This window comes from Paracoccus xiamenensis (assembly GCF_011308835.1).
GTDB lineage: Bacteria > Pseudomonadota > Alphaproteobacteria > Rhodobacterales > Rhodobacteraceae > Paracoccus > Paracoccus xiamenensis.
This window is the reverse complement of record NZ_JAAOHY010000001.1, coordinates 668,745-689,067: the sequence shown is the minus strand read 5'-3', so window position 1 is coordinate 689,067 and position 20,323 is coordinate 668,745. Positions and strand designations below refer to the sequence as shown.

The 20,323-nt window shown below is 62.8% G+C and carries 18 protein-coding genes; 7 read left to right on the top strand and 11 right to left on the bottom strand.

The window, feature by feature from the left end:
- Together G7044_RS03450 and acs are read right to left on the bottom strand one after the other, a co-directional pair.
- Nucleotides 1–258, bottom strand: coding sequence for a DUF4212 domain-containing protein (locus tag G7044_RS03450; RefSeq protein ID WP_166325952.1), 258 nt, complete (start codon nt 256–258; stop codon nt 1–3).
- A gap of 497 nt (nt 259–755) precedes the next feature.
- Nucleotides 756–2,711: an acetate--CoA ligase gene (gene acs / locus G7044_RS03445; protein ID WP_166325949.1), complete on the bottom strand. Its 1,956-nt coding sequence runs from the start codon at nt 2,709–2,711 to the stop codon at nt 756–758.
- Between the two features lie 231 nt (nt 2,712–2,942).
- On the opposite strand from acs, the gene G7044_RS03440 reads away from it, so the two are divergent.
- Entirely contained in the window at nt 2,943–3,458 is a 516-nt protein-coding gene (locus tag G7044_RS03440) for a HugZ family pyridoxamine 5'-phosphate oxidase (protein WP_166325946.1), read from the top strand.
- A 21-nt stretch (nt 3,459–3,479) separates the two neighbouring features.
- Here G7044_RS03440 and G7044_RS03435 read toward each other — a convergent pair whose 3' ends face one another.
- Nucleotides 3,480–5,774: a glycosyl hydrolase family 28-related protein gene (locus tag G7044_RS03435; RefSeq protein ID WP_166325943.1), complete on the bottom strand. Its 2,295-nt coding sequence runs from the start codon at nt 5,772–5,774 to the stop codon at nt 3,480–3,482.
- A 125-nt stretch (nt 5,775–5,899) separates the two neighbouring features.
- A complete protein-coding gene (locus G7044_RS03430) occupies nt 5,900–7,480 on the bottom strand; it encodes a lysine--tRNA ligase (protein WP_166325940.1) in 1,581 nt (526 codons plus the stop codon).
- A gap of 86 nt (nt 7,481–7,566) precedes the next feature.
- Between G7044_RS03430 and G7044_RS03425 the strand changes: the two genes are divergently transcribed.
- On the top strand, nt 7,567–7,995 hold the full coding sequence (locus tag G7044_RS03425) for a tellurite resistance TerB family protein (protein ID WP_166325937.1): 429 nt from the start codon (nt 7,567–7,569) through the stop codon (nt 7,993–7,995).
- Here G7044_RS03425 and G7044_RS03420 read toward each other — a convergent pair.
- From G7044_RS03420 to G7044_RS03395, 6 genes are all read right to left on the bottom strand, one after another.
- Nucleotides 7,986–9,407 carry a D-alanyl-D-alanine carboxypeptidase gene (locus tag G7044_RS03420; RefSeq protein ID WP_166325934.1) on the bottom strand — a complete coding sequence of 474 codons (1,422 nt, stop codon included), beginning with the start codon at nt 9,405–9,407 and terminating at the stop codon, nt 7,986–7,988. The two genes, G7044_RS03425 and G7044_RS03420, sit on opposite strands and share 10 nt — an antisense overlap.
- Complete coding sequence (locus tag G7044_RS03415; protein WP_166325931.1) at nt 9,404–10,099, bottom strand: NUDIX hydrolase; 696 nt, start codon at nt 10,097–10,099, stop codon at nt 9,404–9,406. Before G7044_RS03415 ends, G7044_RS03420 begins: the two co-directional genes overlap by 4 nt.
- Nucleotides 10,096–10,497: a DUF983 domain-containing protein gene (locus tag G7044_RS03410; protein ID WP_166325928.1), complete on the bottom strand. Its 402-nt coding sequence runs from the start codon at nt 10,495–10,497 to the stop codon at nt 10,096–10,098. The genes G7044_RS03415 and G7044_RS03410 overlap by 4 nt, the downstream gene beginning before the upstream one ends.
- Before the next feature lie 213 nt (nt 10,498–10,710).
- Nucleotides 10,711–11,703 carry a GGDEF domain-containing protein gene (locus G7044_RS03405; protein WP_166325925.1) on the bottom strand — a complete coding sequence of 331 codons (993 nt, stop codon included), beginning with the start codon at nt 11,701–11,703 and terminating at the stop codon, nt 10,711–10,713.
- A complete protein-coding gene (locus G7044_RS03400) occupies nt 11,700–12,272 on the bottom strand; it encodes a heme NO-binding domain-containing protein (protein WP_166325922.1) in 573 nt (190 codons plus the stop codon). Before G7044_RS03400 ends, G7044_RS03405 begins: the two co-directional genes overlap by 4 nt.
- A 45-nt stretch (nt 12,273–12,317) precedes the next feature.
- Entirely contained in the window at nt 12,318–12,584 is a 267-nt protein-coding gene (locus tag G7044_RS03395) for a DUF3572 family protein (protein WP_166325920.1), read from the bottom strand.
- Nucleotides 12,585–12,630: 46 nt separating this feature from the next.
- Between G7044_RS03395 and G7044_RS03390 the strand changes: the two genes are divergently transcribed.
- Nucleotides 12,631–13,995, top strand: a complete 1,365-nt coding sequence (locus tag G7044_RS03390; RefSeq protein WP_166325917.1) for a diguanylate cyclase — start codon at nt 12,631–12,633, stop codon at nt 13,993–13,995.
- A 246-nt stretch (nt 13,996–14,241) separates the two neighbouring features.
- Here G7044_RS03390 and mprF read toward each other — a convergent pair whose 3' ends face one another.
- Nucleotides 14,242–16,872, bottom strand: coding sequence for a bifunctional lysylphosphatidylglycerol flippase/synthetase MprF (gene mprF / locus G7044_RS03385; protein ID WP_235931115.1), 2,631 nt, complete (start codon nt 16,870–16,872; stop codon nt 14,242–14,244).
- Between the two features lie 181 nt (nt 16,873–17,053).
- Here mprF and G7044_RS03380 point away from each other — a divergent pair, with 181 nt between their 5' ends.
- The 4 genes from G7044_RS03380 to lexA all read left to right on the top strand — a co-directional run bounded on the left by G7044_RS03380 (nt 17,054) and on the right by lexA (nt 20,201).
- Complete coding sequence (locus G7044_RS03380; RefSeq protein WP_166325914.1) at nt 17,054–17,722, top strand: GntR family transcriptional regulator; 669 nt, start codon at nt 17,054–17,056, stop codon at nt 17,720–17,722.
- A gap of 83 nt (nt 17,723–17,805) precedes the next feature.
- On the top strand, nt 17,806–18,363 hold the full coding sequence (locus G7044_RS03375; RefSeq protein ID WP_166325911.1) for a biotin transporter BioY: 558 nt from the start codon (nt 17,806–17,808) through the stop codon (nt 18,361–18,363).
- A complete protein-coding gene (gene bioB, locus G7044_RS03370) occupies nt 18,360–19,337 on the top strand; it encodes a biotin synthase BioB (protein ID WP_166325908.1) in 978 nt (325 codons plus the stop codon). The genes G7044_RS03375 and bioB overlap by 4 nt, the downstream gene beginning before the upstream one ends.
- A 165-nt stretch (nt 19,338–19,502) precedes the next feature.
- Complete coding sequence (gene lexA / locus G7044_RS03365) at nt 19,503–20,201, top strand: transcriptional repressor LexA (RefSeq protein ID WP_166325905.1); 699 nt, start codon at nt 19,503–19,505, stop codon at nt 20,199–20,201.
- Nucleotides 20,202–20,323 lie beyond the last annotated feature (122 nt).

The window sequence follows — 20,323 nt, the reverse complement described above, 5'->3', positions numbered from 1 at the left end:
TTATTCCTCCACGCCGTGTTCACGGTCCAGCCGGTTCATCCGCGCCGCGTACCAGAAGATCAGTACGATAAAGACCAGAATGGACCCCTGCTGCGCGAACCAGAAACCCAGATCGCTGCCGCCAACCGGAATGCCGCTGACCAGCGGCCGCAGGATGATCCCGAAGCCGTAAGATACCAGCGCCCAGATAGCGATGCAGATCCAGATGATCCTGATATTCGCCCGCCAATAGGCGTTCGAAGATTGCCTGTCACTCATGTCCCGTTCCTCCCTTGAACAGTCCTTTTTTGGCCGCCTGCTTCGTTCGTCACCCCATCCCGGCGGCCGGGATGGATGGGCGAAAGGCCCCGACGCGAAGCTGCGCGTTGGGGCCAATTTCCAGCGTCATCCGCACATCGAAACACGTGCCTCGTGGCAGTCGTCAGCGGCATCGAAATCCGTCACCGGCTTGGTGCGCGATGCCCTTGGTTCAAGCGTCCAGCCAAGGCGGGACCTCCCGGTCCTCATCTTCTGGTCGTCCGGGTCCGCAGAGATTTTTTCTGCCAGGGACTGTTCCATCTGGGTTTTCCTCAACTGGAAAGTTGGCTGTCTTCAGGTCAGGTCTTCCAGTCCCACCGGCGATGTCGGCGGGTCGAGACGGTGTTTCAAGAGATGGCACGCGCGGCTGTCGCGGGCTGTGGCGGCAACATGGCCTGGTTGGCCGCGCACGCTTTGGGCATCACGCCGGGCGGATGGTCCGCCCGGCGCCAATCTTGTCAGTCCCGGTTCATCCGGTTGTCGATCAGTTCTTCGACAACACCGGGATCGGCCAGTGTCGAGATATCGCCCAGGGCGCCGAAATCGTCTTCGGCGATCTTGCGCAGGATGCGGCGCATGATCTTGCCGGATCGGGTCTTGGGCAGGCCCGGCGCCCATTGGATCAGGTCAGGCTTGGCAATGGGCCCGATTTCGGTGCGGACCCAGGTTTCCAGCTCGCGGCGCAGCTCGTCGGTCGGCTCTATCCCATTCATCAGGGTGACATAGGCATAGATGCCCTGCCCCTTGATTTCGTGGGGGTAGCCGACAACGGCGGCCTCGGCGACCTTGGGATGGGCCACCAGCGCCGATTCAACCTCGGCGGTGCCCATTCGGTGACCAGAGACGTTGATGACGTCATCGACGCGCCCGGTAATCCAGTAATAGCCATCCGCATCCCGCGTGCATCCGTCACCGGTGAAGTAATAGCCGGGATATTGCTGGAAATAGGTTTCCATGAAGCGCTGATGATCGCCCCAGACCGTGCGCATCTGACCCGGCCAGCTGTCGGCAATGCACAGCACGCCCTCGGCGGGATTGCCGGACACGATCTTGGCCGATTCCGGCTCTAGGATCTCGGGCTTGACCCCAAAGAAGGGCAGCGTGGCCGAACCCGGCTTGGTCTCGATCGCGCCGGGCAACGAGGTGATCATGTGCCCGCCGGTTTCGGTCTGCCACCAGGTATCGACGATCGGGCAGCGGCCCTTGCCCACATATTTGTCGTACCAGTTCCACGCCTCGGGGTTGATCGGCTCGCCCACCGTACCCAGCACGCGAAGGGTGGACAGGTCGTATTTTTCGACGAACTCCGTCCCCTGCCCCATCAGCGCCCGGATCGCCGTTGGCGCGGTATAGAACTGGTTCACCTTGTGCTTGTCGCAGACGGCCCAGAAACGCCCGGCATCGGGCCAGGTCGGCACGCCTTCGAACATCAGCGTGGTGGCCCCGTTGGCCAGCGGGCCATAGATGATATAGCTGTGGCCCGTCACCCAGCCCACATCCGCGGTGCACCAGAAGATGTCGCCTTCCTTGTAATCGAAGACATATTCATGGGTCATCGCCGCATAAACCAGATAGCCGCCGGTGCTATGTACGACCCCCTTCGGCTTGCCGGTCGAACCAGAGGTATAAAGGATAAAAAGCGGATCCTCGGCCGCCATCGGCCGCGGCGGACAATCGGGGCTGACCTGTTCCATCATCGCCAGCACGTCAACGTCGCGGTCGGCGATCCAGGTCGTCTGATCGCCGGTATGTTTGACCACCAGGCAGCGCACCTTGTCGGAACAATGCAGCAAGGCGGCGTCGGCATTGGATTTCAGCGCCGTTCGCCGGCCGCCGCGCGGCGCGGTATCGGCGGTGATGACCAGCTTGGCGTCACTGTCGTTGATCCGGTTCGCCAGCGCGTCAGGCGAGAAGCCCGCGAAGACGATCGAATGGATCGCCCCGATCCGCGCGCAGGCCAGCATCGCATAAGCCGCCTCGGGGATCATCGGCATGTAAATGACGACGCGGTCACCGCGCATGACGCCTTGGCTTAGCAGGACATTGGCCATGCGGTTCACCTTGTCGCTCAACTCGCGATAGGTGATGTGGCGGACAGGGGCGTCGGGGTCATCAGGCTCGAAAATAATCGCTGTCTGGTTGCCGCGCTTGGCCAGATGACGGTCAATGCAATTCACCGAGGCGTTCAGCACCCCATCCTCGAACCACTTGATCGACACATTGCCAAAGGTGAAATCGGTATCCTTCACCTTGGTATATGGCGTGATCCAGTCCAGCCGCTGGCCCTCGCGCCCCCAGAAGGTTTCGGGATCGTCAATCGATTCGGCGTACATGCGGGCGTAATCGTCAGGACCGGCATTCGCACCGTCGAACCCGGCCGGGATCGGATGTTTCGCTACGTTATCAACGGACATGGCATTTCCCCCACTGGCGTATGGCAAGGATATGGCGCCCCTCCGGCGGCATTCACCTTACTTGAGCTGCCAGCAGTTAATCACGCATTTGCATTCTCGCAAAGCATTTTTTTCTAAGGATAATTTTGTAAATTCATTGACCTGATGCGATTGTAATTTGTAAATTATTCACAGCCGCGTGATCGCGCGGCGCGACTTGCATCGCAATGTTATCAAAGGCAGTTTACAGGCATGGCAACAAACCCCATCCGCGACGTCGATCTGCGCGCCCGCGCCTTGGTGCAGGACATGGTCGCATCCATGCGGCATGCGATTCTTTCGGTCTATGACGCCGCGAATGGCTATCCACACCTGTCTCGGATCGCAGCGCAGGCCGATCGCGACGGGGTGCCGATGGCCCTGCTTTCGGAAATTGCGGCCCATACACACCTTTTGGAGGCCAACCCACGCGCAGGCCTGCTGATCGAGGCGACGCAGGCAACCAAGGGTGACGCCATGGCTCAGCCGCGCATGACACTGCAGGTCGTGGCGCGTCGCCTGCCCCGCGATGGGTCCGAACATGCCGCCCGGTTGGACCGGTGGATCGCCCATAACCCCAAGGCGCGGGCCTATGCGCAGCTGCCCGACTTCCATTTTTGGCGGCTGGAGCCGCATGGCGGCCTGCTGAATGCCGGCTTTGGTCAGGCCTATTACCTGCAGCCCGCTGATCTTAAAAAACCCCCGACCGAAAACGGCCGGGGGGAATAAAGGCAAGGCGGTGAAGACGGATCAGCCCGGCTCGTCCATGCGGGCGCGGATGGTGACCGTGCCCTTGGCCGGCTGGGCCCATTCGATCTGCAGGTTCTGCTTTTTCGCCCCCCGTTGGGTGCGCACCCAGGGCATTTCTGTAACGCGCCCGTTGCCGGCATTCTGGATCATCGAGACGGCCGTCACGGAATCGACATTCTTCGCCCAGCCATGGAAGGGCAGGCAATCGGTCAGCGGCACCACCCAGCTGGCCTGCGCCGTCGCCTGGCTGTGCTTGATCTGGATCGGGTTTGCGATGTAATCCAGCACGCCATTGAAGTTGTTGCCGTCAAACAGGATGTTACGCATCCGCGAATAGTCCAGATCGGCGAAGCTGGTATCGACCTTCTCAACGCGCTGGATTTTCGGTCCGATCACCAAAAACACGTTATTGGACACGGTCAGACCGTGGATGTGATGCCCGGTGCCGTAGGGCTTGACCGACAGCCATGAGAAATCGCTCAGCACCCGTTTGACGGTAAAGTGGTTCCCCGAAATCGAAAGCCCGCCAAAGGAATACTCGTTCGGCCCAAAGTCAGGGACGGCATCATATTCATTGGTCCATTCGATGACGTTGTTGTCGATGTAGTTGCCGGTGATCGCCATCTTGCAGTTCTTCTGGGCAATGACCAAGCCCGGCACCCGCTTGCCGCTCGACGTGTCATCGCCTTGAAACCAATGATTGCCGACCAGCAGGTGCCCCGTCCCCGATGCCACCATGAACGTGCCGAAGCGCACGAAGCGGTTATCGCGGATCTTGGCGTCATTCGCATTCACATTGATCGCAACGGACTTGCGGGCCTGCGCGGTCAGGCTCATCTCGGATGACAGGAACTGACAGCGATCGACCAGCAGATCCTGGCAGGCTCGCCCGACCGAGGTGATACCACGATCGCCCGGCCCGCTGATGTAACAGTCGCGCACATGGAACAGCTGGCCTACAGCCGGCAACATCAGGAAGCTGGCGCGCCCACCCAGCGAGAACTCGATATCGGCAAAGTTGACCCGCGACATCTCCTCCATGCCGAGGAAGTCGAACATATAGCGGAAGCGCTGGAAGGTATAAGTCCGCGTCCCAGAGCCGCCGTAAAGCGGCTGCGAAAGCGTCAGCGTCTTGGCACCGACATTTTTCTCGCGGACATAGACCTCACGACCTACACCGGGACCGGTGATCAGGCTGCCCGCCTCGATATTGGCAATATTGGCGACATTGCTCAGCGTGGTCGGCTGGTTCGCGTCATAGGTCGCCTGCGAACTGGCAAGATTGGTGTTCCACGCCGGGCCGTCAACGATGCGAAACTCGCCGTTGCAGATCAGCCTGCGGGCGGAAAACTCGGTCAGGCCAGGGGCGATTTCGGTCATGACCAGCGGCTCGGTCAGATCGACCCGGCGACCGCGCAGGTTCAACTCGATATGGTCGGTATAGCCGAACAGCGCCTGCAACGCGCGCTTCATCGCCTCGGTCTCATCACCGAATGCCTCGGCATAGGTGGGATAGTCGAAACTGCCCATCAAGGTTAGCCGGGCGGCGCGCGGCATGGTCAATTTGCCGGTAAAGCGCACGGGCGCGCGTATCGTCAGATCTGAGCCGATCTTGTAGGTGCCCTCTGGCACGACAATCACCCGACCGTTTGCTGCCTTGTCAGCTGCGACGAAGGCGGCGTGATTGTCGGCGCGGCCGTCGCCGATGGCGCCATAGTCGCGGACGTCGACGATATCCATCATCTCGCGCAAAAACACCGATGTGACATCTTCGATCCGCACCGATTCGATGCGCACCGTCCCGCCATTGGTGCCGATCAGGTCGATGCCGAAATGGCCATAAATCGGACGCGCGCCCCAGGCCATATCGACACCGCGGCGATCGCCGGTACCGACAATTGCGCTGACCTCGACCACCTGGCCGTAATCAGGCAAGCTCACGTCATCACCAAGTTCGTCCAGCCCGGTGACGTGGTTGCGCGCCCCGTCGCCGGCCCAGCCGCCGATCCGCACCGCCGGACGCGGACCCGCAACCGCCTTCACCCGCGCCGAAACGCGCAGATAGGTGCCGGGCAGGATCGGTGTCTCGCCCATGAAGCGGATGCGGGTGGTGGTGTCGACCTTGTTGATTTCCAGGCAGGGCCCGAAATCCGGATCCGCCGCGATGATGGCCGCGTTGGCGCGATTGGCCCAGGTTGCACTGCCGGGGGTGCCGTATTCCCGCGACCAGGCCGACAGTCCGGCCGCGAAGCCCGGCGGCATCAGTTGCAGCCCGGCGGTAATGGCGATGTTCATGCGCGATCTCCCCTGTATCCGGCCGCAGCTGGCGGCCCATATGCGTTGGGGGAATGTCGCGTCAACGGGTTAACCTGTCGTTAACCCTGCGGGCGTTGCGCGCCAATGGGCGCGCAACAGCGCGCTCAGGCGGCCAGTTCGCCTTTCAAGGCGCGATCAATCAGCGCGCGGGTTTCATCCACGCCGTAAAGCGCGATGAAGCCGCCGAAGCGCGGTCCCTGATCCGCGCCCAGAAGCACCTGATAAAGCGCCTGGAACCATTCGCGCAGCGGCTCGAACCCGTGTTCGGTGCCGACGGCGAAAACCATCGTCTGCAAGGCCTCCGCGTCCAGCGGCCCATCCCATTTTGCCAGACGATCGGCCAGATCCTCCAGCGCCGCACGCTCCTTGTCCGAGGGCGCGCGGAAGGTCCGGCCCGGCGCCACGAAATCGTTGAAGTAGCGCACGGCATAGCCCGCCGCCTGATCCAGCTGCGGGTGCGTTTCGGGCGAGGCATCGGGCGCATAGCGACGAATAAATCCCCAAAGCCCGTCCTTGTCCTTGGCACCGGCAACCGATGCAAGGTTCAGCAGCATCGAGAAGGGCACCACCATATCCGAAGCCGGCACTTGCCCGCGATGGATATGGAAGACCGGATTGGCCAGCTGCTGTTCCGGCGCCTGACCGGGGAAGGCGCGCAACTGCTGGTGATATTCATCCACCGCCTTCGGGATCACATCCCACCACAGCCGCTTGGCCGTCTTCGGCTTCTGATACATGAAATAGGACAGGCTTTCGCTGGCCGCATAGGTCAGCCATTCGTCGATCGACAGCCCGTTGCCCTTGGACTTGCTAATCTTCTGGCCCTTGTCGTCCAGGAACAGCTCATAGGTGAAATGCTCGGGCTTCTTGCCGCCCAGCACCTGACAAATGCCGTCATAAATCGGCGTATTGGTGCTGTGGTCCTTGCCATACATTTCGAAATCGACGTCGAGCGCGGCCCACCGCGCCCCGAAATCCGGCTTCCACTGCAGCTTTACCTGCCCGCCCGTGACCGGCAGCGTCCATTCGCGGCCGTCTTCATCATCGAAGGTTACGGTGCCGTCCTTGGCATCGACATGCTTGATCGGCACATACAGCACGCGGCCGGTTTCGGGGTGGATCGGCAGGAAGCAGCTATAGGTCTGCTGGCGTTCTTCGCGCAGGCTCGCCAGCATGATCTCCATGATCGCATCATAGCGTTCGGCTGCCAGCAGCAGCGTCGGATCGAAAGCGCCGGACTTGTAGAACTCGGTCGCCGACATGAATTCGTATTCGAAACCGAACGTATCCAGAAAGCGGCGCAGCATGGCGTTGTTGTGATCGCCGAAGCTTGCGAACTCGCCGAAGGGATCGGGCACCGAGGTCAGCGGCTTTTGCAGGTTCGCCTTCAGCAATTCCTGCTGCGGCACGTTTTCCGGCACCTTCCGCATCCCGTCCATGTCATCCGAGAAACAGAACAGCCGCGTCGGAATGTCCGAGATCATCTCGAAGGCGCGGCGGATCATCGTCGTGCGCGCGACCTCGCCAAAGGTGCCGATATGCGGCAGACCCGAGGGGCCATACCCCGTCTCGAACAGCACATATCCCTTCTCGGGGTCCTTCTTTTCGTACCGTTTCAGCACCCGGCGCGCCTCTTCAAAGGGCCAGGCCTTGGAAGTCATCGCGGCATCGCGCAGGGTGGTCATGATCATATCTCCTGAAAGGGTCGCTGGCGGCTTATTGAAACCACGGTGAATCGTCAATATTTCGGGGTCAAACACAGGAAACAAACGTGACCATCGACCTTCCTTCCTTTTCCGCCTGCGACGCGCTGGTATCCGTCATGGTGGCGGTTTCGGTTTCGGACGCGAATATCCGCACCTCTGAACTTGTCGCGATCGAGCGCATGGTGAACCATATGCCGGTCTTCGCGGATTACGATGTCGACCGCATCCGCGCCGTCTCGCAGACCGTGATGTCATTGTTCGAGGACGAGGACGGCATCGACGCATTGTTCGGCCTGGTTCGCGACGCCCTGCCCGCGCGCCTGTTCGAGACCGCCTATGCGCTTGCCTGTGACGTGGCTGCCGCTGACGGCCGGCTGAGCGATGACGAGGCCGAGATGCTGCGCGAGATCCGCCACCAGTTGGAAATCAGCCGCCTGCACTCCGCCGCGATTGAGCTTTCATCGCAGCTGCGTCACCGCACCCTTCAGGCATAACGCCCGATCCATCCCGCGACCAGTTCCTGCTGCAGCAGTTTGGCGCGGCTGGTCCAGCCGATGACACCGGCGGGAAGCTCTTGCCCCTCGGTCGCCGCGCGGCGTGCCATGTCACTGATATAGACAGCGAAAATCACCTCACCTCGGCCGGGAATACTGCCGTAACCGGCCAGATTCGACACGAAGTTCAGGGTGCCGGTCTTGGCCTCCAGTCGCAGCCCCGCGGGCGGCGGCGCGCCCTTGCGCTGCTGCAGCGGCACATGCTTCATCAACCCGCGAAGATCGGCCTTGGCCCCCAGCGTCGCGATAACCTGCGCCATCGCCCGTGCCGTCACCCGGGTGTCCGGCGACATGCCGGAATGATCGCGCAGATCCAGCGCGGCGATTCCCTTCGCCTCGGCCCAGTCCTGCATCGCCTTGGCCGAGGCCAGCAGATCCCCCGCGCCGCTGGCATGAAGCCCGACCATCTCGGCGGTCAGATTGGTGGAGTACTCCATCATCCCACGCAGGATCTCGCGCAAGCGTGGGCTTTCGATCCGCGCCACCTCAACGGCACCCGCCGGCAAATCGGCGATGCGCTCGGGCGCCGGCAGCGGCAGGCCTTCGGCACGGCTCAAGGTCTGGAACACGTCGCCGGCATAAAGCTCTGGCCGGCGGACTGGCAACCAGCGGCTGCCGCGGGTCCTCATGCCGGCGCGGTTGATCTCCCAGATCTCTCGGTCGCCTTCCTCGCGCCAGGAAAATAGAGGGCCCTGCCCGACGGCCGCCGCCTGAATAGAATAGGCCCGTGGGCTGTGTCGCGCGGCGCGCGCCTGCGTCGACAAATCCGCCCCGCCCGACTTCCAATCCAGATGCACGCGATTGAAATTTAACGCGATTCCGGAAACCGAGGGGTTATAGGCCAGGTGATCGGCCTGTTCGACCGAGATTTCCTCGATTTGCGGCAGCGCCCCACCCCAGACCGCAAAACGCGTGGGCGGCGGGTGGCCGGCATCCGCGACCAGACCCGCAAGTTGCGCCAGCCCATCCGTATCCAGCACCGGATCGCCGCCGCCAGCAAGGATCAGCATGTCGCCCGCGCGCAACACCCGCGTGGCAAAGCGGTGATCTGCCCCCAGCCGATCCAGCGCATAAAGCGCCGTCAACACCTTCAGCGTGCTGGCAGGCGCAATGGGGCGATCCGCGCCACGCCCCTCGATCAGTGTGCCCGCCAGGTCGAACACAGCATAGTCGACCTCGGCCTCCAGCCGTGCATCGGCAATCAGCCGCCCGGGGCGCGGCGCGGGCTTCAGCGGTGGCGGCTCAGCCAGACCGGTCGGCGCAAGTGCATGCGCGGAATAAGGCAGTGCGCAAGTCGCGCCCAATATTCCGCCCAACACTTGGCGGCGGCCGATCCGGGCCCGCGATCTCATCCGGCCGCCCCCAATTGAAGAAAGCGTGATCGCGTGTCGCGGTTGTCAAAGAAAGGCACGCTTGCGGGTGCCTGCAAAGGCCCCGCCGCCGCCGCTGCAACCATTGCGGCACATTCGGCCAGAACCACTTCTGTTATGAACGGCAAATGCAGTGCGCGGGCCTCGGCCATCGGGACCCAGTGAAGATGTGATAGCTCGTCACAGGCCGCAGAAAAATCGTCCAGATCGCCCGCGACCTGCGCCGCATCCATCAGAAAGAAACGCGCATCGAAACGACGTGGCCGTCCGGGCGGGGTAATGGCGCGGAATACGTAATGCAGCGCCGAGGCGTCCGGCACCAGGCCGGCACGGTCGTATCCGACCATGCTGCTTGGCCCCGGCCGCCCTATCAGCAGCCCGGTTTCCTCGGCCAGTTCGCGAAGGGCGGCGGCAAGAATTTGTTGCGCCGTGACGTCCGATTCGCCCCGCAGGTCAATCTCCAGCCGTGCCAGCGTCTTCTCATCGGGCAGACCAGAGAGTGCTTCGGCACGGTCACCGGGGTCGACGGCACCACCCGGGAAGACGTATTTCGACGGCATGAAGGCAGCATTGGCCCCACGCATGCCCATCAGCACCGCCGGCTGATCCCCGTCCCTGCGGACAAGGATGATCGTCGCCGCATCGCGCAAAGCTGCGGGGTCGGGGGCGGTCACGCCGAGGTCGCCTCGGCCTGCTCGGTCCCGAAGCCATGCATCCGCCGCGCCCATTGTGCGCCGACCATTGCCCCCTTGATCAACGGCAACAGCGCCAGGCAAAGCACGATCGCCCCAGCGGAAAAGCCGATCAGCATTGAGATCGGCGAAGGCTGATAAGTCAGGAAAACCCACAGCAACAGCGGCGCGCCTAGGTGAGATACCAGCAGGATGGTCAGATAGGCCGGACCATCATCGGCGCGCTGATAGTGCAGCGCCTCGCCGCAACTCGGGCAATGGTCACGAACTTTCAGATAGCCCTCAAACATTGCCCCCTTGCCGCATGCTGGGCATTTCCGCATCGCGCCTCGCCGCATCGCCGGCCATGTTGGCCGGTCTTCCAGTGCTGGATCGCTCATTTCCTGTTTCCTATGGTCATATTTGGACCTCAAGATAGTCTCTCCGCCGCCACCCGACCATAGCGGCACACGCGCCGAATTGTCGCATTTACGCAAGATATGCTCAAGTCGCTGAAACCCGCCCCGGAAAGCGTCCAATCCGATTCAGTCAAGTTGGAGCACAAGCTGGCGCCAGTCATAGCTGTTTCCCGGCAGCCGTTCGGCTGCAGAGCATCAGCCCGACTCAAACAGACGTATACAGGCGCGCCCATCTCTCTTGGCGGCATAGAGCGCTTCGTCCACATCCGACAGGATCTGCTCGGCAGTGATATCCAGATAGCTGTCAGACAACACGGCACCAATACTCGCCGACGTCCGACAAAGGTGTTTTTCGTACCAGACAGGTTGCTGGATTGCGTCGATGATGCGCCGGCCAAGCTGCTGCAAAGCTGCCCTTGCCTGCAAGCCGGGCAACAGAATCAGAAACTCGTCGCCGCCGATGCGCGCAATACTGTCATCGGCGCGCATTTCCTGACGCAAGACTTCGGCCACGCGTTTCAGCACCGCGTCACCCGCCGCATGCCCGAAATTATCGTTGATATCCTTGAACCGATCCAGATCGAGCTGCATGATCGCAAACTGCTGGGACCGCTCTGACGGGGCGTTACGCCCTTCCAGAGCCAGGCTGAACGCCAGTTCGAACCCGCGCCGGTTCAGCAGACCTGTCAGCGGATCGGTGAACGCCTGGATCTCCGCCGCCTCGCGTGCCTCCTCCAGGCGCATGCTGTGCCGCGCAAGCTCACCCCGGATCGCCTGATTGGATTTGTGCAGGTACAGGATCTCAATCGCCAGATCGTTCGCGGCAAAATCCGCATCGGTAAGGTCGTAGGAAGCAATCGCCTCGATCACGCCGATCCCGAACCCGAGGTTAAGCAGGACGTCACCCGCCGGAAGTGCCGTCGCCTCCCCCCGCAGCGGGGGCAGATCACTGTTACGCAGGTCGAGAAAAACGCGCCGACCATTCTGCGCCGCCTGATACATGCCCTCGATCGGGGTGTTGTCCGGGGGCGCCCGGCGAAGCTCAAAGGCCGCATCCACGTGCTCGACACGGCCGATCAGCTTACGCAGCGTTGGGCCGCAAGACCGAATAGCACCCGAAGGATCGACCAGCAGATGCATGGGCATCAGCGAGGCCAGCCGCTCTACCGGGACCGAGTTGTAAGTCATGCGACACCCGAGATGCGTTGTGTGAAGGAAAATTCGCTGCCTTCGGCAAAGCGCTCATCAACGATCTGTACGTCAAGATGGGCGTCGTCACGCTCGACCATCGCGAGCACGCCGTAGTCATCGGCCATGCCACGCAACAGGCCAGCCAGAACCGGATACCATTCCCGAGCATCCGAGGTGACGTCGACGTGATAATGTTGCGGGCCGATCATTTGCGTGGCGATTTTGGGCAGTTCCAGCCCCGGCAGCACGATTCGCGCGCGATCATGCAGGTCGTCCAGCGAAAGGACAAAGTCCTCGAAGCTGGAACCGCTGAAGCGCAAGATGTATCTGACGCTTTCAAGTCGTGGGATCCAACCGCCGATATCTTCCAGCAGTTCCTCGCGTTCGATGTGTAACGTGGTGCTGGCAGAAAAAATCATCCGCTGCAGCATTTCGGCCTTGTAGCTGCGCATGACCTGCGTGCCGCGCCGGTCCAGCCCGGTCGCTGCGCATACCGCAGCCCAGGCGGCATCGCCGTGCCTCGCCCGCAGAAAAAGTTCAACCGCTCTGATAATCAGTCCGTGCATGCTGCCTCCTGCTGAAGGTGCTAGCATGCAAGTTTTAAGAATACGTCAATCGCGCCGCAGCAATATGCGTGCGGCCATGCCGATCTCCTCAGGCGTCACCCCGATGGCTTCGGCGCATGCAAAGACGCGTTCATCGCTCTCGGTGACGAACTCCATGATGAACTCATTGATTTCCGGAGAGTTTACGACAGAGCGAAGCTGAGACGGCGACATCCCGCTGCGGCCCAGCAGGCTGCTGACCAGTTCCTCATCACCAAGGATATGTAATAGCAAGCGGTCGGCAAGATCGCGGGTCTGTGACGTGCTGGGCATGTTTTCTCTGGCTGCGGAAAGGTTTTGTTAACGAGTTCGTGCGAACTTGCTCTCGGAAACGCTTCGGGGCAAGGGCGACATGCTAGGACGGCTGCTGGTTATTGATGGCGACGTAACATCGCGCTTCACGATGAAGGCGCGGTTAACGGCGGCAAACCACAAGGTGCTGACGGCGAATAGCGTCGCTGAGGCCTGCATGCACTGTGACACGGTCAATGCGGTCCTGCTGCGCAATCCAGATGCAAGGGCGCTGGCGCACGACGTGGCTCTGCTGCGCCCCAAGGCCGCAGTGCCGGTCATCGCCATTTGCGATTCGTCGCAGCGCTCTGCCGCGTTCCGTGCGGGGGTGGATCACGTTCTTGATCCGCATTGCTCGGATCTGGTGTTGCGCGCCCGGCTTAGAAGTTGGCTTGCCCAGCCTGCGGAAAGCAATCCCGGCTTTGCCGAGCCAAGTTCAGGTTTCGACTATCCCGACCAGATCGCGCTGGTGACGGACGAAGCGACGCTGTCCTCCGAGTGGCGTCAGGCGATTGCCGAGGCGACCGGTCGGCCGTTGCACATTGTTTCGTCACAGGCGGCATTCGGGAAGATCGCGGCCAATTTCGCTGTTGTCCTGGTCGATGGCGGTCAACAGGGTGAGGGCATGCAGCATCTCGCCGATTTGCGCGCCCGTTTGGCAGCCGATGGCCGGGGCACCGCGCTGGCATTATTGCAGCGCAAGCCGCTACCAGAGCAGGAAGCGCAGGCGCTGGATTTCGGAGCAATCGAAGTATTGCCGACCCGGCTTTCTGCGCTGGAGAGGCGGGGCGAGCTGACGGCGCGGCTGAACTGGCTGCTGCGCCGCGGGATTGAGGCCGAGCAGCGCCAATCCGATGCGCGGCTTGCCCGGCAATTGGCAACTCTCGACCCGTTGACCGGTCTGGCAAACCGACGCCGGATCAGCGCCGATATTGCTGCCGCGGCCAAATCGGGGGACGGCTATTCGGTTCTGATGATCGACATAGACCGGTTCAAATCGATCAATGACACATATGGGCATGCGGCGGGTGACGCTGTGCTCGTTTCGGTCGCGGCGACGCTGGCCGGACTGGTCGAGGGTCGGGGGAAAGTCGCTCGCTATGGCGGTGAGGAATTTCTCGCCCTGCTGCCGCATGCGGAAGAGACGATGGCAGTGTCGCTGGCCGAGCGGATTCGTTATGAACTGGCCGCCCTGCCCGTTCAGGCTCGGGGGCTGACCGGGATGGTCGAGCTGAAGGTATCAGTCTCGATCGGTGTTGCGGTCAGCGAGAACCGGTATGGGGTAAGGCAATCGACGGATCTTGTGCTACGTCAAGCGGATGCGGCCCTGTTGGCAGCCAAGGCGGCAGGACGCGACCTTGTCATGCTTTCGCGCGAGCCGCATGCTGCCTGAGCGAGCGCCGCTGCTATGACCTTTCCCCCGAAAGGCGTCCGTGCAACCGATATCTGTATCACTTCATGAGACATCGTAGCTGCAGGGCAGCCCGTGCTGGGCGATCCGCGCAACCACCCGAATGACCAAGCCACGCAGCGCCTGCGCGGCCAGCTGTCCCCAGCCGCGCCAACTTGCCTGAGTACTTGACTGCCGCATTGGCCGCAGTGGTTGCCGCCGGCTGGCAAACGCGGATTTCCAGCAATCTTAACCCACGGAGTTTCGCGACCGATTGTGGTCGCGGGCGATCAGGCGGGCGGCATCCGTCAGCGGCACCAATGGCGGAAGCCCCGAGGAAGTGGCCAGATAATGCGGATACCACTCCGGGTCGAACTTGCGTTTGAAGGCTCGCAATCCCTCGAAATTGTAGAACCGACCGCCGCGGCGATAGATGATATGGCCGAAGCGGTCCCAGATACGGCCACTGCGATGTGGCGTCAATCCGGCCAGCGGTGCCATGCCAAGCGAAAAGCGGGTGAAGCCCTGCGCCTTCAGTTGAAGCATCACCTCGGTGAACATGAACTCCATTGTGCCGCCGGGCGCGGCACCGGAGTAACGCATCAGGTCAATGCTGCCGAATTGGCGGGAATTTGTGGTCATTATGTTGGCGAAGGCGACGATCTGCTGCCCTTGACGTGCCAGCGCTATCGGCCAGCGGTTCAGCCAGTCGGGATCGAAACGCCCGACCGAAAAGCCCTTCTCTCGCCCATTCTTCGCTGCCAGCCAATCGTCCGAGATCGCCTGCAATTCCGCCATCAGTGCGCTATCATGGGGCGGCATCACGATTTCCAGCGACAGGCCATCCCGTCCGGCTCGCGCATGGGTGGTTCGCAGCCGCTTGCGGCTTGGGCCCTCCAGCGAAAAACGCGTCAGGTCGACGACCGCCTCCTCGCCCATCTTGTGCAGGACCATCCCCAGCTCCAGCATCAGGGGCACGGCGTCGGGGCCGATCTCGTAAAAGACCGGGCGCGCGCCAGCGCGGCGGGCGGCGTCCACGAAGGTGAAGGCCACCTCCTCGGCGCCGTCGGTGTCACCGACCGGGGCGCCAAAGGCCAGCCATGAACGCCCCGAAATCCCGAACATCACAAAGGCGCTGCGGTCGTCCGACAGCATGATCGCCTTGTCACCGGTCAGAACAAAGCCCGCATCGGGCTGGTCCCCCGCCATCGCGATCCGCCGCGCCACGTCGAGCGTGTCGGCATCAGGCGGCGTGATACGGATCAGCGGCGCACGCAGCAGGAACAGCAGCGCGCCGGCCCCGATCAGCAAGCTGATCAGCAGGCCGGATCGCAACGCCCGCGGCGCGGATTCGTTCGCGGCAAACTGCCACCACAATTCGCGCGCATAGGGCGTGCTTTTATGGGCGAAGAACAGCACAAAGCCGACGCTGACCATCGCCGCCAGCATCAGCACCGCCCATCCCGGCGTCAGAGCCCCATGCGTCAGCACCGAATGCCGGCGAAACGCATGGCGAAACGGCAGCAGGATCAGCACGCCAAGAACCAGCGTCACCGCCTGTTCGATTTCGCTACGCTGCAAGGCGGCGACAACAGCGCCTGCCAGCATGGCGCCCATTGTCAGCCAAAGCGCCCCCTGACTGCGCCGCGCCAGGCCAAGCGACAGCACGATCAGCCAGGCGCCAAGCGCACTGGTCAGCAGCGCCGAGCCCTCGATGAAGGCCAGCGGGAACAGCTTTTCGGCGGCTTCACCCGCCTCGCTGATCGGTGGCAGCAGCGCCGAAAGCGACATCCACAAGCCAGAGCCGAAGACCATCATCGCCAGCAGCAAGGGTGCCGCAGGGGCAATCGCGCGGAAGGCCGGCTCGGTCGCGGCGACGATATGGGCCAGCCGGCCGTCGCGGGTCCTGCCGCCAAAGGCCCGCCAGCTTTCAAACAGCGCCATCAGGATCAGCGCGATCGCGAAGGGGACCAGATAATAGATCAGCCGGTAAAGCAGCAGCGCCGCCGCTATCTTGTCGATGCCCATCGCCGCCGGCAGTGCGGCGATGATGATCGTCTCGAAAACGCCGACGCCACCCGGCACATGGCTGACAACCCCCGCCATGGTCGCTGCCGCGAAAACCGCGACGAAGGTCATGAAATCCGGTCCGCCCGCGGGCAAGAGCAGATACAGCGTCAGGGCCGAAAAGGTGATGTCACCGAGGCTGATCAGCAGCTGCATCGCCAGTAGCGAGGGCGAAGGTGCCTGCAGTTGAAAGCGCCCGACCCTGAGCTGCTTCCGGCTCAAGCTGGCCCGGATCAGCGGCACCAGGATGACCAGAATGGCCGCAAGCGCCAGCAGCCGCACGCTGGCGGCGGACAGGGGCAGAAGTGATGCCAGGGCCAGCGGATGTACCGCCAGTGCCGCAAGACCGACCACTGTCGAGGCGACCCCAAAGGCCGCCGCGGTAAAGGTCGACACCGCCGCAATGTCATAACCGTCAAGATCCAGCCCGGAATACAGCCGCCAGCGCACAGCGCCACCCGACACCGCTGTCAGCCCCACGGTATTGCCGAAGGCATAGGCCAGGAACCCGCCGCTGATCACCACCGGAAGCGGCAACCGCTTGCCGATATGCCTCAGCGCAGACCAGTCATAGGCCGCCAGGCACAGATACCCGGCAAAGGTCGCCCCCATCGCGAGCGCGATCAGCTGCCACGGGGTCGAGCGGATCTGTTGCGCGACCGCGTGAACCTCGACCGGCGCCAGCAGGTGGTACAGCGCATATGCGCCCAGCCCGAACAGCAGCAGCGCCAGCAAATAGGGGGCAGCCGCGCGCATCCTTGCGGCCCGAAGCCGGCCGTCGGCGCCTTGCTGCAGCCGCGTCGCATCCGTCAAGGCTGCATCTTCCAAGCGTCGTCCCGTTCAAGCCCGCCGAATCGCGCCGGCCCGTCCCAATACCAGAATCCGGCGATCTTGTAGCAACTCTGCACAATCTTCCGGACCATCTCGCTGCCCGGCCCCGCTCGACAGCGGCACCCAGCCGGACTATCTATAATCCATGACAACCCGCCCTTCCATGCCGGCCCGACCTGAAGAAACCCAAGCCGCACGGATCGCGCGAATCCTTGCCGACCGCATTATCACCGGCGAGATCCGTCCGGGCGCACGCCTGCGACAGGACCATATCGCGGCCGAATTCGCCGTCAGCCACGTCCCCGTGCGCGAGGCGTTTCGCGAATTGCAGGCCCAAGGCCTGGCGGAAAGCCAGCCTCGGCGCGGCTTTCGCGTCAGCGAATTCGACGTGTCCGAACTGCGCGAAGTGGCCGAGATGCGGGCCAGCCTCGAATCTCTCGCCCTGCGTCACGCAGCCCCAAACCTGACCGGTGCCCTGCTGGACGAGGCCGAAGAGGTCACGCGCCACGGCGACAATGCCAGCACCGTGCGCGACTGGGAGGCGGCAAACCGCCGTTTTCACCGCCTGATTCTGGCACCGTGCAGCATGCCGCGGCTTCTGCGCTGCATTGACGACCTGCAAGCCGCCAGCGCCCGCTTCCTGTTCGCTGCCTGGCGGCGCGATTGGGAAGCACGCACCGACCACGATCACCGCGCCATCCTGGACGCACTGCGCAAGGGCCAGACCGAACGCGCCTGTGCGACACTGGCGCGCCATGTCGGTTGGATTGGCAAGCGCAAGCCGGCGGGAAAAAATGCATATCCTCCAGAGACTTACGAAATATCCGGATAATTATATATAATCCTGATTGCTCAAAACGGTGCGCTGCCCCGTAATTATAGATAGATTCTACGCTATCTTCCGAGGACAGTCTCATGCCAATTCTCGCCCCATCTCTGACACGGCCCACATCGCTTTGGCCGGGGCTGGGCCTCGCCCTTTGCGGCGCAGCACTCATCACGCTGGGCGCCAAGGTGCAGATCCCGTTCTGGCCAGTGCCGATGACGCTGCACACGCTGGCCGTCTTCTTCATCGCCGCTTCGTTTGGCCCAAGGCTGGGGGTGGCAGCAATGGCAAGCTATCTGATCGCCGGGGCGATGGGGTTGCCGGTATTCTCTGGCACGCCCGAACGCGGCATCGGGCTGGCCTATATGGCCGGACCGACCGGCGGCTATCTGGCAGGCTATCTGCTGGCAGCCGGGGTGATCGGCTGGCTGGCGCAAGGCCGCGGGGCATTGGGCCGGGTGGTGGCGATGCTGGCCGGACTGGCCGTGGTCTACGCGCTCGGCCTGGCGTGGCTTTCTCGCTTCGTCCCTGTCTCGGGCCTGGTCGCGGCGGGGTTCACGCCCTTTATCCTCGGCGATCTGGTCAAGATCCTGCTGGCTTCCGGCCTGATGACGGCGCTTCACAGCCTGAAGGGACGCTTCAAATGATCCGCAACGACTGGACCATGGCCGAGGCGCGGTCGATTCACGCCCTGCCCTTTCCCGACCTTCTGCACCGGGCGCAGACCATCCATCGCGCCCATTTCGACCCCACCGCGATCGAGACAGCCAGCCTGCTCAGCATCAAAACCGGCGGCTGTCCCGAGGATTGCGGCTATTGTTCGCAATCCGCGCATCACCAGACCGGCGTCAAGGCAACCAAGCTGATGGGCACCGACGAGGTGCTGGCGGCAGCCCGCCGCGCCAAGGCCGCCGGTGCGCAGCGCTTCTGCATGGGGGCCGCCTGGCGCAGCCCCAAGGCCCGCGACATGGACCAGCTTTGCACCATGGTTACGGGCGTGGCCGCGCTCGGGCTTGAGACCTGCATGACGCTGGGCATGCTGTCGCCCGAACAGGTGGCCCGGTTGAAGGAGGCGGGCTTGGATTTCTATAACCACAACATCGACACCTCGCCCGAATACTACGCCCAGATCGCCACCACCCGGACGATGGAGGACCGGCTGGACACCGTGGCCGCCGTGCGCGCGGGCGGCATCAAGGTCTGCTGCGGCGGCATTCTGGGCATGGGCGAGACCGAGGAAGATCGGATCTCGATGCTGGTGACCCTGGCCACCCTGCCAACCCATCCCGACAGCGTCCCGGTCAACCTGTGGAACGAGATCGAGGGCACGCCAGTTCAGGACCGCGCCCGGCCGGTCGACCCCTTCGCCCTGGTCCGCATCGTCTCCCTCGCCCGCATCCTGATGCCGGCCTCGGTGCTGCGGCTGTCCGCCGGACGCACAGAGATGAGCGACGAGCTGCAGGCGCTTTGCTTTCTTGCAGGTGCGAATTCGATCTTTGTCGGCGACCAGTTGCTGACCACCGACAACCCCGCGGCCTGGAAGGATGCCGATCTGATGGCACGGCTGGGCATGCACCCGGCCCCTGCCAAACCGGCCTCTGCGCCTCTGGCGGCGGAATAGCCGCGCCGCACGCAGACAGGCGATGCCGCGCCAGTTCATTTTGCCGGCATCGCCATCAGCACCAAGCGATTAACCGTTTCTTTACTCTGTTGATGTCAGTCTATTGACCGATATAAGGAATTATGTAAGAACATTCCTCGAACACCGACGCAACGGGACCAGAACATGCTGACAAAAAAGCAGATCGAGCTGCTGGAGTTCATTCAAAAGCGCATGGCGCGCGATGGCGTCCCCCCGTCTTTCGACGAAATGAAGGTCGCGCTTGATCTGCGATCCAAGTCGGGAATTCATCGTCTGGTCACCGCGTTAGAGGAACGGGGCTTCATCCGCCGCCTGCCCCATCGGGCGCGAGCACTTGAAATCGTGCGGCTGCCGGACAGCCTTGCGAAATCGGCCCCCGGCTTTACGCCTCAGGTTATCGCAGGCGACCGCAAGGCTGCGCCCGCCGCGCCGCACGGCGCGATAGAGGTGCGCGCCGACGCAGTTGAGCTTCCGGTGATGGGCCGCATTGCCGCTGGCGTCCCCATCGAAGCGATTTCAGAGGTTTCGCATCACATCGCCGTACCGGGCAGTATGTTGTCGGGACGCGAAAGCCATTATGCGCTCGAGGTGAAGGGCGATTCCATGATCAATGCCGGGATTAATGACGGCGACGTCGTGGTGATCCGCGAACAGGACGCCGCGCAGAATGGCGATATCGTGGTGGCCCTGGTCGAAGGGCACGAAGCGACTTTGAAATATTACCGCCGCAAGGGCGCGATGATCGCGCTGGAAGCCGCGAATCCCGCCTATGAAACCCGCATCCTACCCGAGAACAAAGTGCGCGTTCAGGGGCGTTTGGTGGGCCTGATCCGCAGCTACTAGCCGCGGGACTTGCTCGCCCCCCTCGGCCTGATCAGGCCGGGGGTGGCATCGTCGGGCAGCAGCGCCTTTGCTGGCGGCAGGGGCCATCGAGAGCAGCCAATTTCTCCAGCGAACGACCACAG

What these genes read in the sequence shown, in the direction of transcription:
- G7044_RS03450 (WP_166325952.1), bottom strand. Translation starts at nt 258, where the DNA reads ATGAGTGACAGGCAATCTTCGAACGCCTATTGGCGGGCGAATATCAGG.
- acs (WP_166325949.1), bottom strand. Translation starts at nt 2,711, where the DNA reads ATGTCCGTTGATAACGTAGCGAAACATCCGATCCCGGCCGGGTTCGAC.
- G7044_RS03440 (WP_166325946.1), top strand. Translation starts at nt 2,943, where the DNA reads ATGGCAACAAACCCCATCCGCGACGTCGATCTGCGCGCCCGCGCCTTG.
- G7044_RS03435 (WP_166325943.1), bottom strand. Translation starts at nt 5,774, where the DNA reads ATGAACATCGCCATTACCGCCGGGCTGCAACTGATGCCGCCGGGCTTC.
- G7044_RS03430 (WP_166325940.1), bottom strand. Translation starts at nt 7,480, where the DNA reads ATGACCACCCTGCGCGATGCCGCGATGACTTCCAAGGCCTGGCCCTTT.
- G7044_RS03420 (WP_166325934.1), bottom strand. Translation starts at nt 9,407, where the DNA reads ATGAGATCGCGGGCCCGGATCGGCCGCCGCCAAGTGTTGGGCGGAATA.
- G7044_RS03410 (WP_166325928.1), bottom strand. Translation starts at nt 10,497, where the DNA reads ATGAGCGATCCAGCACTGGAAGACCGGCCAACATGGCCGGCGATGCGG.
- G7044_RS03405 (WP_166325925.1), bottom strand. Translation starts at nt 11,703, where the DNA reads ATGACTTACAACTCGGTCCCGGTAGAGCGGCTGGCCTCGCTGATGCCC.
- G7044_RS03400 (WP_166325922.1), bottom strand. Translation starts at nt 12,272, where the DNA reads ATGCACGGACTGATTATCAGAGCGGTTGAACTTTTTCTGCGGGCGAGG.
- G7044_RS03395 (WP_166325920.1), bottom strand. Translation starts at nt 12,584, where the DNA reads ATGCCCAGCACGTCACAGACCCGCGATCTTGCCGACCGCTTGCTATTA.
- G7044_RS03380 (WP_166325914.1), top strand. Translation starts at nt 17,054, where the DNA reads ATGCCGGCCCGACCTGAAGAAACCCAAGCCGCACGGATCGCGCGAATC.
- G7044_RS03375 (WP_166325911.1), top strand. Translation starts at nt 17,806, where the DNA reads ATGCCAATTCTCGCCCCATCTCTGACACGGCCCACATCGCTTTGGCCG.
- bioB (WP_166325908.1), top strand. Translation starts at nt 18,360, where the DNA reads ATGATCCGCAACGACTGGACCATGGCCGAGGCGCGGTCGATTCACGCC.
- lexA (WP_166325905.1), top strand. Translation starts at nt 19,503, where the DNA reads ATGCTGACAAAAAAGCAGATCGAGCTGCTGGAGTTCATTCAAAAGCGC.